The sequence below is a fragment of the Armatimonadota bacterium genome, assembly GCA_035527535.1.
Taxonomy (GTDB): Bacteria; Armatimonadota; Hebobacteria.
On record DATLAK010000070.1, the window covers coordinates 1 to 12,330 of the forward strand.

Sequence of the window (12,330 nt, forward strand, 5' to 3'; positions counted from 1 at the left end):
ACATATCCCGCTTGTTATCAGGACTGTAAGGGCCCGCGAGCACACCGATAGGAACATTCTCTCGGCTCCACGCGTCGACCCGAAGTAGCGTCAGCACTTCCACCCAATTCGGCTCGACGCAGTCCTTGTCCAGAATCAGCATCTGCCCGCGACGTTGCTCGACCGCTTCCAGTGCAGCCTCCCCAGTCGGCAGCGCAACCACCTCGTAGCCTGCGGCTTCCAGCCCCTCGCGTAGGGGCCCTCGGATTGCCTCGTCCGGCTCGACCAGGAGAACCGTCCGCAGAACCCAAGGCTTCTCCTCAGGCACACCTAACTTCGCCTTCTGCTCCTCACTCATCATCGTCAACATCTCCCTTCTCAGTTGCTCCCGAGCGCGATGAAGGCGACTCTTGACCGCGGCCGCTGAGAGGGACAGTGCCTCGGCGACCTCAGCATGGCTTAGTTCCTCGCCATAGAACAGCACTACGACGCGTCGGCTCGTTGGCTCGAGGCGCGCCGGTGCCTCATCCACGCCAAAGGGTGTGGGCGCATCTACCTGCGTGGACACCTCTGCCTGCTCGATCCGGGCTGTCTCCTCGGGCCGTGCCAGCAGCTTGCGCAGATGCATCCGGCACACATTGACCGCGACCCGGCTCAGCCACGAGCGGAAGCGGCATGGTTGACGCAGCTCCGATAGACGGCGGAAGCATTGCAGGAGGGCTTCTTGGGTAAGGTCCTCGGCAGTTCTCCGGTCATGCACCAGCCGCATGCAGATCCCAAATGCCCAAGGCCTGCAGGACTCCGCCAGCGCGTTGAACGCCTCTCGATCGCCGGTCGCGGCACGCTCCACCAGGCGGGTCTCGTTCGCCACCTTCATCTGCCTTCGAATGTATAGATGCGCAGGACACGTTGAAGGTTTCGCATTCTCGTCAGGCACAAGAGGATTCACACTGACGTTGTCCTATCGGGAGCGAGATTCCTCTCTCGCTGCGCGCGACCGGAATGACGCTGCTGCGGGCTGGTGCGGGGCTACGCCGGGCGCGACACAGGTAGGGGCAAGGCATGCCTTGCCCCTACGGGCGGTTTCGCGCGATTGAAAATCGCGCGCCCAAGGAATCCCTCGAAACATGGTTGACGGAGCACTACGCGCGATCACGATGACACTGCCGCGGGCTGGTGCGGGGCCGCCCCGAAGTGTATGCGAACAGCAGCGGGCGACGGTTGTGTCATTCAGAGCCCCGACGTGTCGGGGCGAAGAATCTCGCTCCCAGCATGCGCAGCGGCGAAGGAAGAACCGTCTTGCGCGACCATTACGACCGGTTTCTTCGTGACGTGAAATGTCCCCGCCCCGCGGGGTCGGGTGCGGCTAGGTCGCGCAGCGACCGCCGTGGCCCTAGGTCAGAGACCGGGATGGCGGCCCAAGGTGGCTAGGTGGCTCCGCCACCGCCACGGCGGTCTGCAGAGCAGACCTAGCCGCCTAGCCAGCGGCCCTCCGGGCTTAGCCACTCGGAATGGCACCGCCGAGCCTTAACCCATGATCCGGGTCCCACCGAGAGGCGCAGTGCGCGGCTGTGCGCGGAGTTGCGAGGTTACTGCCCGCCGCCGTGGTCGCGGGCGATCTGGAGCCGGTTGAGCGCCCGGCGCAGGGCCGCCTCCGCGGCGACGAATCGCGGCTCGCCGCGCGTCAGCGTCGAGCGTTCTTCTTCCGCCCGGCGGCGGGCGGCTTCGGCGCGGGCGAGGTCAATCTGGTCGGCGCGCTCGGCGGCATCGGCGAGCAGGGTCGCGCGGTTGTCAGCGACCTGTAGGAAGCCCCCGGCGACGGCGAAGTAGGTCTCTTCGCCGTCAGCGGTGGTCGCGCGCGCCCGGCCGATGCCGAGCCCGGTAATCAACGGGGCGTGATTGGCCAGCACCCCCAAGGAGCCCTCGCTGCCGGGCGCGACCAGGCTCGTCACCGATCCGGCGAACACCGTGCGATCGGGGGTGATCACCTCGAGCTCGAACGACGGCGACATTACGCTCCTCGCTGCTGCAGGGTCTCGGCCTTCTGCATCGCCTCCTCGATGGTGCCGACCATGTAGAACGCCTGCTCCGGCAGATGGTCGTGCTTGCCCTCGAGGATCTCCTTGAATCCGCGCACCGTGTCGGCGACGCGCACGTAGCGGCCTTCGAGCCCGGTGAAGACCTCGGCGACGAAGAACGGCTGCGACAGGAAGCGCTCGATGCGGCGCGCGCGCTGGACGACGAGCTTGTCGTCGTCGGACAGCTCGTCCATGCCGAGGATGGCGATGATGTCCTGGAGGTCCTTGTTGCGCTGCAACATCTCCTGCACCTGGCGCGCGACCGCGTAGTGCTCGTCGCCGACGATGGCGGGGTCGAGGATACGCGAGGTCGAGCGCAGGGGATCTACCGCCGGGTAGATCGCTTTCTCGAAGATGGCGCGGTCGAGCACCGTCACCGCGTCGAGATGGGCCATGGTGGTGGCGGGGGCGGGGTCGGTGATGTCGTCGGCGGGGACGTAGATCGCCTGCAGGGAGGTGATGGAGCCGCGCTGGGTGGAGGTGATGCGCTCCTGCAGCTCGCCCATCTCGCTGGCGAGGGTGGGCTGGTAGCCGACGGCCGAGGGCATGCGCCCCAGCAGCGCCGAGACCTCGCTGCCCGCCTGCACGAAGCGAAAGATGTTGTCAATGAAGAGCAGCACGTCCTGCCCCTCTTGATCGCGGAAATACTCGGCCATGGTGAGCGCGGTCAGCCCCACCCGCAGGCGCGCCCCCGGCGGCTCATTCATCTGCCCGAAGACCATGACCGTCTTATCAATGACCCCCGACTCCTGCATCTCCAGGTAGAGCTGGTTGCCCTCGCGGGTGCGCTCGCCGACGCCGCCGAAGACCGAGGTGCCGCCGTGCTCGGCCGCGATGTTGCGGATGAGCTCCATCAGCAGCACCGTCTTGCCCACCCCCGCGCCGCCGAACATGCCGACCTTGCCCCCGCGCGGGTAGGGGCAGATGAGGTCCACCACCTTGAACCCGGTCTCGAAAACGTCGGTGACGATGCCCTGCTCCTCGAATGACGGCGGCTCGCGATGGATCGGCAGGCGCTGCGTGACCTCTGGGGCGGGCTTATTGTCTATCGGCTGCCCCAGGACGTCGAACATGCGCCCCAGGGTGTGCGGCCCCACCGGCACCGTGATCGGCCCGCCGGTGTCCACCGCCTCCATCCCGCGGCGCAGGCCGTCGCTGCTGGCCATGGCGACGCAGCGCACGACGTCGTCGCCCAGGTGCTGTGCCGCCTCCACCGTCAACTTTCGATCATGCTCGGGGTCAGCGATCACGATCGCGTTCATGATTTGCGGCAGCTGCTCGGGCTTGAAGCGCACGTCCACCACCGGCCCGATGATCTGCACGACCTTACCTGTTGCCATCTCCCGTCACTCCGCTTCTTGGGGCGATCGGGGGATCGGCCCCTATCGAATCGCCGTTGATGCGCGTTGATCCGCGGCTGCCACTCACGCCAGCGCCTCGGCGGTGCCGACAATGTCGAGCAGCTCGCCGGTGATGGCGGCCTGGCGCGCCTTGTTGTACTGGAGCGTGAGCGCGTCAATCATTTCTTGCGCATTGTCGGTGGCGAGCGTCATCGCCGTCACTCGCGCTTGGTGCTCGCTCGCCTTGGCGTCCAGCGCCGCCGCCCACACCCGCGTGCCCAGGTAGCGCGGCAGCAGCTCGTCCAACAGCCGCCGCGGCGACGGCTCGTAGATGAACTCCCTTGCGGGCGCGACTTCGCTGACGTCGCGGCTGTCTCGCGCCCCGACGAGTCGGAGCGCGCCCACCCCCTCCGCGGGCGCCAGCGGCAGCAGGCGCTCGACCACCGGGGGGGTCTGCTGGCCGCGCACGCAGCGGGTGTAAACGACGTCCACCGCGTCCCATTCGCCATCGGCGTAGAGCTGAGCGGCGAGGTCGGCGACCTCCGCCAGCGGGCCGAAATCGGCCTCATCGCCCAGGGGCGACAGGCGCTGGCGCAGGTCGTAGCCCGCGCGGCGAAAGAAGTCGCTCGGCTTGCGCCCCAGGGTGATCAACTGCGCGCGCGGCGCCGCGTGGGCGGCCTGCTGCGCGCGGCGGATGAGATTCGCGTTGTAGCCGCCGCAGAGCCCGCGGTCGGCGCCGATGATGATGATACCGTTGGTGTTCACGGGGCGCGCCTGCAGCAGCGGATGCTCGATCTCGACCGCGCCCAGCGCCGCCAGGAGGCCCGCCAGGCGGTCGGCATAGGGGCGCGCCGCACGCACCCGCACCTCGGCCCGTCGCAGCTTGATGGAGGCCACCGTCTTCATCGCGCGCGTGATCTGCTCGATGTTGTGGACGGTGCGGATCTTCCGCTTCACGTCGCGCGTGGAAATCATGGCAGGTATGTGGCCGCGGCTACTTTGCTGGCGCGGCGAACGTCTGCTTGAAATCGCCGACCGCCTGCTTGAGCCGCGCGGTCGTGTCGTCGTCGAGCCTGCCGGTCTCGGTGATGCGCCGCGGCAGGTCGGGGTGGTGCTCGCGCACGAAATCGAGCAGCCCCTGCTCGAACGCGCGCACCTGCTCGACCGCCACGTCGTCGAGAAAGCCCTGGGTGCCCGCGAACAGGGAGAGGACCTGCTCCGCCGCCGACATCATGCGGTACTGCGGCTGCTTGAGCAGCTCGGTCATGCGCTCGCCGCGCTCCAGCTGGTCGCGCGTCGCTTTATCGAGCTCGGTGGCGAACTTGGCGAACGCCGACAGCTCGCGGTAGTAGGCGAGGGCATTGCGCAGCGGCCCGCCGACCTGCTTCATGGCGCCGATCTGGGCCGCGCCGCCGACGCGGGAGACCGAGATGCCGACGTTGATGGCGGGGCGAATGCCGGCGGAGAAGAAATCGCTCTCCAGGTAGATCTGCCCGTCGGTGATGGAGATGAGGTTGGTCGGGATGTAGGCCGAGTAGTCCCCGAGCTGGGTCTCGACGATGGGCAGCGCGGTCAGCGAGCCGCCGCCGCGCTCGTCCGACAGCTTGGCGGCGCGCTCCAGCAGGTGGGCGTGCAGGTAGAAGATGTCGCCGGGGTAGGCCTCGCGCCCCGGCGGCCGCCGCAGCAGCAGCGACACCTCGCGATAGGCCTGCGCGTGCTTCGTCAGGTCGTCATAGACCACCAGCGCGTGCTTGCCGCGGTCGCGGAAATCCTCCGCCATCGAACAGCCGCCATAGGGGGCCACGTACTGCATGGCGGCGGGAGCCGCGGCGGTGGCGCTGACCACGGTCGTGTACTCCATCGCCCCGTGCCTGTGCAGGACGTCCACGACGGTGGCGACGGTGGACTGCTTCTGGCCGATGGCGACGTAAACGCAGTAGACGTCCTGGTCGCGCTGGTTGAGGATGGTGTCCACGCAGATCGCGGTCTTGCCGGTCTGGCGGTCGCCGATGATGAGCTCGCGCTGGCCGCGGCCGATAGGGGTCATGGCGTCAATCGCCTTGAGTCCGGTCTGCAGCGGCTCCTTGACCGGCTGACGTTCGATCACTCCCGGCGCCTCGGTTTCCACCGGGCGCGTGCGCTCGGTGACCACCGGCCCCTTGCCATCCAGCGGCCGCCCCAGGGAGTCAACCACGCGCCCGACCAAAGCCGCGCCCACCGGCACCTGGGCGATGCGGCCCGTCGTACGCGCGGTGTCGCCCTCCTTGATCTCGGTGTCCGACCCCAGGAGGATGCACCCCACATTGTCCTCCTCCAGGTTGAGGGCGATGCCGTAGACCTCCTTGGGGAACTGGATCAACTCGCCCGCCATGGCGCCTGCCAGGCCATAGACACGGGCGATGCCGTCGCCCACCTGCACCACCGTGCCCACGCCCACCGCCTCCGCCGCGGCGCCGTAGCGTTCGATCTCGTCGCGGATGACGGAGCTGACCTCGTCCGGCTCGATCCTCATTCACGCGCCCTCCGGCGTCATGATCCCAGCCCTCGGAACCGCGCGGCGGCCAGCAGCTCGCGCAGCTTCTCCAGCCGCCCGCGCGCCGACGCGTCTATCACTTCGTCGCCGATATTCACCACCAGCCCCGCCAGCACCGCGGGATCAACCTCGCGGGTCAGCTCGACTTGCTTGCCGGTGCGCCGTTCCAGCGCGCGGCGCAGCCGCGCTTGCTGCTCCGCGGTCATGGCCACGGCGCTCACCACCCGCGCCCGTGCCAGCCCGCGCGCCTCGTCCGCCAGTCGGCGGTACTCGGCGATGACGTCGCCCAGGTAGGCCTGGCGCCGGCGTCGCACCAGCAGCGCCAGCAACGTCAACGACAGCGGGGCCAGTCGGCTGAACACCGCCTGCAGGATCTCCTGCTTGCGCGGCGACGGAATCTCGGGATGGGCGAGGGCAGCGGCGAGGGCGGGGTCGGCGGCGATGCCCGCATGTGCGGATTGGAGATCGCTCGCCACCTGCTCCACCAATTGCTGGTCGGCGGCGGCGCGCAAGAGCGCGGCCGCATAGCGGCGGGCGATGCGGCGGTAGATCACTCCGCCTGCTCCAGCCCGGCGATCGCGCGGTCAATTACGCGCCGCTGCGCGCCCTCGTCGAGGCCGTCCTGGATGGCCTTGGAGGCAACCTTGAGCGCGAGCTCGGCGACCTGCTCGCGCAGCTCGGCCACCGCCTTGCCCTTCTCCCGGGCGATTTCGGCGGTGGCGCGCTGTAGGAGCTTCTCCGCCTGCTCACGGGCTTCGGCGAGTGCGCGGTCATGGGCGGCCTTGGCCTCCTCCGCGGCCTCGCGCATGCGCCGGCGGGCCTCATCCTGGATGGTATCCAGGCGCTGCTGAAGGTCCGCGCGGGCTTCCGCCGCCGCCGCCTGCTGCTGGCGTGCCTCGTCGAGGTGCGCCTTGACTTGCCGCTCGCGCGCCGCCAGCATCTCGCGCACCGGCGCGAATAGGAATCGGACCAGCACCCCCAGCAGCAGCAGGAACACCAGCGCCTGCAGCAAGATCACCGCCGGGTTGAGGCCCAGCTCCTCGAATATGGAGACGGCCACCATGGCGGATTACGGATGGAGGACCTTGAGCACCGCTTCCGGCGTCGGCATGCGGGTGACCCACAGCAGCAGCGACACCACGAGCGCGTAGATGGTCAGTGACTCGATGAACGCGAGGCCGATGATGAGCAGCGTCTGGATTCGTCCGGCAGCCTCGGGCTGCCGCGCGACCCCCTCCAGGGCGGCGGCCAGGGCGCGGCTCTGGCTGAGTGCCCCCCCGAATGCCGCGAGCGCGACGCCGAAGCCGGTGGCGAGCGCCAAAGCAGAGAAGTATTGCATGTCTTGACTCCCGGTGGTTTGGTGTTCTTTACTGACGCATCTCCGTGGTATGCCCGCGAAGCCGGTCCCATAACCACACCACGATCGCGCCGATTGCCAGCCCCAACCACAGCCCGTTGGCGCTGCGCACCAGCGATACCACCAGCGGCGTATGCAAGTGGCAGAAGGTGTTGACCAGCGACGCCTGGCCCATCGCTCCCAGCAGCAGGAGCACCAGCACCCATCGCGTGCGGCCCCGCAGCGCCATGCCCACCGCCAGCATCAGCGCGGGATGGCCGATCAGAAACTCCTTGGTGCGCGGGCGCACCATCAGCGCCCGCTCCAGCCAGTCGCGCACATGCAGCTCCAGCCCCGAGACCTCGACCGGCGGCTGGTTGCCCGAGCGCAGCAGCATGACCGCGGCCGCTGCCAGCAGCACCGCCGCCAGCGCCGCCTCCCACACATGAAGCGGACGGTTCCACGCTTCGCGGGCATTCTCCTGCACGCGTCGCCAGTAGGTCGCCCACTTCCCTCGGCCGTGCAAGCCAAGCACCCACACCAAGGCCGCCGCCATGATGGGCGCGGCGAGCGCCAGCTTGACGCCCGCGAACTGCAGCACTTTGCTGATGTAGAGACGCTCGGTGAGCAGCCCCGCCGCCACCAGTCCGCCGGCGAGCGAAATCGCGGAGGCGGCGATGAGCCAGCCCGCCGCGCGCGCCGCCAGGCCGCCGGCGGAGACCGTTGCCGCCGCCCGCGCCCCCCGCGCCCCCCGCGCGACGGCGATAAGTCCGATGACGGGAAAGGCGACGGCGGCCAGCAGCGCCTTCTCCACGCGCAGCACTTGCGGCGCCGCCTGCAGCAGCCCCGCCCCCGCCGCCACCCCGCCAATGACCAGCAGGTAAGCCATCCGCTCCGGCACCGGAACCACCTTGCCCAGCCCGTACACCGCCGCCGCCACCGCCCCCGCCGCCATCAGCATCACCGCCCACGGCGGCACCTCCACCGGCGCCAGCGGCTGCGGACGGCCGCTGCGGTATCCCGCCTCGCGCATCTCGCGCCCCAGCGCCTGCAGGTAGCGCAGGTTGAACTGCAGCGGGGCCTGGGCGCGCGGCGCCAGGAACAGGCGTACGTAGCAGGCGCGAATGTTGCGCTCGCGCACCGCGCGCACGTAGCGCTCGATGGCGGCCACCGGGGAGATGGTGGACATCTCGCGCTCGGTGATGCTGTGCACGCGCACGATCTCTCCATCCAACTCGCGCCCCAGGGTCGTATCGCCCGACTGCCCCACCAGCTCGATCGATCCGTAGTTGATCCGCGCCGCGCGCAGCACCTGTGCGGTTTCGCCGATCAGCCCGGGATAGCCCAAGACCTGATCCCCGGTGAAGATCACCAGCTCGGCTCCGGCGACGGCGGCCGAGACCAGCATGAAGGTGATCGCCGGCGCTGATGCGCCGGGGTAGTTATCCATGCGCGCGACCACGCCCAGGCCGGCCGCAGCGGCGATCTCGGAGTACTCCGGCGGCCAGCCGAGGCCGAGTCTCTCAACGTAGGCCTGCGGCGCGCGGCAAGGTATCAGCCCCGGCGCCCCCGCGGTCTCAGCGATGGTTCCTGCCGGGAGCTTCGCGGACAGGCACATGCGCAGCCGTTGCACCGTGGGCTCGTCATACGCCGACAGGACGATGCCTTCAGCGGGGACGGTCTCTTCGAGGCCGGCGGCGGACGCGGGCAGGACCGTCACCCGGCCGGCGGCGACGAGATCCGATAGGTGCTGCTCGCCGATCGCCACATCGGTGGCGCCCGCCGCGCGCAGCCGCTCCAGCACGGCGGGCGGGGATACCCCGCTCGCCGCCGCCAGCGCCTCGACCTCCTGCCAGTCGAGCACCAGCGCCACCGTCCGGTTCGGCATCTCCACGCGCCAGCGCAGGGCGCCGGCATAGACGGCGGCGGCAACGCCCGCTGCCATGACCACCACCAGGAGCCTGTTGACACGGTACATGGTCCCTACCTACGGCCTCAGGCCGCGCCCTCACGACCATCCTTCGCGGTCGGCGATGAAAATCCTACGCCAGCAGGGAATCCGCCTCATCGTCGAGCTTGAACTGCTTGCGGTAGAGGCGGCCGTAGAGGCCGTTGGCGGCGACGAGCTGCTGGTGGGTGCCGCGCTCGATCAGACGTCCCTCGCGCAGGACGAAGATGAGGTCCGCCTTCATCACCGTGGACAGGCGGTGGGCGATGACGAAAGTGGTGCGGCCGCGCATGAGGCGTTCGAGCGCCTCCTGGATCAGCGCTTCCGCCTCGGAGTCGAGAGAGGAGGTGGCCTCGTCGAGGATGAGGATGCGCGGGTCGCGCAGAATGGCGCGGGCGATGGCGATGCGCTGCTTCTGCCCCCCCGACAGGCGCAGGCCGCGCTCGCCGACCTCGGTGTCGTAGCCCTCCGGCAGCTCCTTGACGATGAAGTCGTGGCAGTTGGCCATCATCGCCGCCTCGACGATGTCCTGGTCGGTCGCCTCCATGCGGCCGTAGCGCAGGTTGTCCTTGATGGTGCCGCTGAAGAGGAAGGTCTCCTGGAGCACGATGCCGATGTTGGCGCGCAGGGAGCGCAGGGTCACGCGCTTGATGTCGTGGTCGTCAACCAGCACGCGCCCCGCGGTGGGGTCGTAGAAGCGCGGGATCAAGTTGGCGAAGGTGGTCTTGCCGGAGCCGCTCGGCCCCACCAACGCCACCGCCATCCCTGGCTCGACCGTGACCGAGATGTCGTCCAGCACCAGCTTCTCCGGCTCGTAACTGAAGGAGACGTGGTCGAACACGACGTGCCCGGCAACCGTCGGCAGGGGCTTGGCGTCGGGGTCCTCCTTGACGCTCGAACGGGCGTCGAGGATGTCGAACACGCGCTCGGCGCTGATGATGGCGCGCTGGATGATCTCGTTGCTGGTGCTCAGGGTCACCACCGGCGAGTAGAGCATGCCGAGGTAGCCGATGAAGGCGAAGAGCTGGCCGATGCTGAGGTGTCCGCGCAGGACTTCGGCCCCGCCGTACCACAGGATGATGGCGGTGCCGGTGGCGACCAGCAGCATGGAGATGGCGCCCATGAGGGTGCTCACGCGGGCGAGGTCCACACTGTGGGCATAGGTCTCGCGCATGGAGCGGAAGAACATGCGCTGCTCGTAGCGCTCCTGGGAGAAGGCCTTGACCACCTGCGCGCCGGCAATGGACTCGTGCAGCTCGCCGTAGAGATCGGACCACTTGTCCCGCAGCCGCACCCAGATGATGCGGATGTAGCGGATGAAGAGGTGATAGTTGACGGCGAACAGCGGCAAGACCGCGAAGGACAACAGCGCCAGCTTCCAGTGCCACAGCAGCAGAATGACAACGATGGCGACGATGGTGACGATGTTGGTGAACAGATCAATGGTGCTGGAGGTGATCATGCCGCCCATGGTGTCCACGTCACCGGTGACGCGGGCCATGATGTAGCCGGTGCCGCGGCGCTGGTAAAACTGCATGGGCAGCTCCTGCAGGCGTTGGAAGAGGCTGTTGCGGATGTCGAACAGCACGCGCTGGCCGACCCAACTCATGAGGTAGGTGCGGGCGAACGACACCACGCCCTGAACGGCGTAGAGCAGCAGGATGCAGACGAAGATGAAGTTGAGCATGGCCAGCGGGGCCAGGACCAGACGGAGCACGTGCAGGTCGAGGGTGACCGGGCGCCCGTGGCTGCCGAGGATGCGGTCAATCACGAACCTCGTGACCTGGGGCATCGTGATATTGGTAAGGGCCACCACCCCTACGCACACCACGCCCAGGCCCATGCGCACCGCGTAGGGGCGCGCGTAACCTAGAAGCCGCAGGAACTTTCTCATGACCGGTGGGGACCTCCGCGGCGCTACTTGTCGTGCTTGCGCTCCGCCGCCTCGAGCGCGCGGCGAAGCTCGAGCAGCGCCTGCTCCTCGGCGCGCTGAGCGCGGCGCAGCCGGCCCGCGGCCTTGCGGCGCAGATAGGAGAAGCTGCGGATCGCCTGGCGCTCGGCGCGCCCCAGGGGCGCGTCCGCGGCCGGCTCGCCGGCCGCCGCGGGAGCCACCGCCTGCTTGACCACCGGCACTTCGTCCAGGGCCTGCGCCGCCTTGCGGAATCCCTCGGCGGCCTTGCGCAGGTGATCGCGCGCCTCCTCCTCGAAATGGGCTTGAATGAGGGTCAGATAGCTCGCCGCCGCCCGCCGAGAATCGCCGATGTAGGCGAGGGGAAGGGAATGCCACAGGGCGTACTTGCGCACGGTGCGCGCCTGCCGCAACTGGTCGCGCTGCTTGCGCAGCAGCGACTGCCGGAGCTCATCGTAGGCCGCCAGCCCCGAGGCGCACCCGTCGAGGCGCGACCTGCGCGTCAGCAGTCGCACCCCCCGCCGCAGCGACGCCATCGCCGATTCCCGCTGGTCGGGGTCGCGCTGCTTGTCACCGATCAGGAAGTAGTAGTAGCCCTCGAGCCCGAGCTCGAGCAGCCCCGGCTCCTGCAACCACATCTGCTCCAGGCGGGACCGCGGCCACGCCCGGAGCCGGCCGTCCGCCAGGCGCGCCACGACGCGGCTCGGATCCGAGCCGTCGGGCTCCACTACCACCCACTCCGCCCGCGTGTGCAGGATCGCGCATCCCCGCGCGCTCAAGTCCCCCAAGAGCGCGCTGACCGCCCCCTCGAGGTCACGGTGATACACGACATCGGAGTCGTAGCCCAGCGCCGCGCACGCCGCACGCAGGGGATTATGGGAGATGACCGCCAGCCCGCGCACCGGGTCGTTGCGGTCGAAGCACAGGCGAAAGCTCTCTCCCGAGACTCCCATGAGCAGCGCCTTGGGCTGATGTTCGCCCCGCTGCTCCAGGCAATACTGCAGGCAATCCACGTAACCCAGGGAGGCAAACGCCTCCTCGGTCACCTCCGCCCCGGCCTCACCGGATGCATCTGGCGGCTCCGCGTCAGATGCCGGGGCTTCATTCTGCGACACCCCACTCACCTCCCGCCTGGCGAGACGCGCCCCGGCACCCCCGGGGCTCATCGCGCGGTTGAGGGCGCGACTTCGCTGAAGTCGCGGTTATC

General features: G+C 68.9%; 11 protein-coding genes. All 11 read right to left on the minus strand.

Translation table 11 applies throughout. The features are described 5' to 3' along the window. The coding region (locus tag VM221_04540; GenBank protein ID HUT74089.1) for a sigma-70 family RNA polymerase sigma factor at positions 1–856 on the minus strand (856 nt) is incomplete at its 3' end. A 712-nt stretch (positions 857–1,568) separates the two neighbouring features. Continuing rightward, the gene (locus tag VM221_04545) at positions 1,569–1,991 is read right to left on the minus strand and encodes a F0F1 ATP synthase subunit epsilon (protein HUT74090.1); all 423 of its coding nucleotides are present in this window, start codon (positions 1,989–1,991) and stop codon (positions 1,569–1,571) included. Then, a complete protein-coding gene (gene atpD, locus VM221_04550) occupies positions 1,991–3,397 on the minus strand; it encodes a F0F1 ATP synthase subunit beta (protein HUT74091.1) in 1,407 nt (468 codons plus the stop codon). Before atpD ends, VM221_04545 begins: the two co-directional genes overlap by 1 nt. Positions 3,398–3,481: 84 nt before the next feature. Then, positions 3,482–4,372, minus strand: coding sequence for an ATP synthase F1 subunit gamma (atpG, locus tag VM221_04555; GenBank protein HUT74092.1), 891 nt, complete (start codon positions 4,370–4,372; stop codon positions 3,482–3,484). Positions 4,373–4,391: 19 nt separating this feature from the next. Beyond that, entirely contained in the window at positions 4,392–5,909 is a 1,518-nt protein-coding gene (gene atpA / locus VM221_04560; GenBank protein ID HUT74093.1) for a F0F1 ATP synthase subunit alpha, read from the minus strand. A gap of 17 nt (positions 5,910–5,926) precedes the next feature. Further along, entirely contained in the window at positions 5,927–6,484 is a 558-nt protein-coding gene (atpH, locus tag VM221_04565) for an ATP synthase F1 subunit delta (GenBank protein ID HUT74094.1), read from the minus strand. Further along, positions 6,481–6,993 carry a F0F1 ATP synthase subunit B gene (gene atpF / locus VM221_04570; GenBank protein HUT74095.1) on the minus strand — a complete coding sequence of 171 codons (513 nt, stop codon included), beginning with the start codon at positions 6,991–6,993 and terminating at the stop codon, positions 6,481–6,483. The genes atpH and atpF overlap by 4 nt, the downstream gene beginning before the upstream one ends. 6 nt (positions 6,994–6,999) lie before the next feature. Next, a complete protein-coding gene (gene atpE, locus VM221_04575) occupies positions 7,000–7,269 on the minus strand; it encodes an ATP synthase F0 subunit C (GenBank protein ID HUT74096.1) in 270 nt (89 codons plus the stop codon). A gap of 28 nt (positions 7,270–7,297) precedes the next feature. Beyond that, complete coding sequence (locus VM221_04580) at positions 7,298–9,244, minus strand: DUF5693 family protein (GenBank protein ID HUT74097.1); 1,947 nt, start codon at positions 9,242–9,244, stop codon at positions 7,298–7,300. A gap of 64 nt (positions 9,245–9,308) precedes the next feature. Beyond that, complete coding sequence (locus VM221_04585; protein HUT74098.1) at positions 9,309–11,108, minus strand: ABC transporter ATP-binding protein; 1,800 nt, start codon at positions 11,106–11,108, stop codon at positions 9,309–9,311. Between the two features lie 23 nt (positions 11,109–11,131). Beyond that, the gene (locus VM221_04590; protein HUT74099.1) at positions 11,132–12,238 is read right to left on the minus strand and encodes a hypothetical protein; all 1,107 of its coding nucleotides are present in this window, start codon (positions 12,236–12,238) and stop codon (positions 11,132–11,134) included. Positions 12,239–12,330 lie beyond the last annotated feature (92 nt).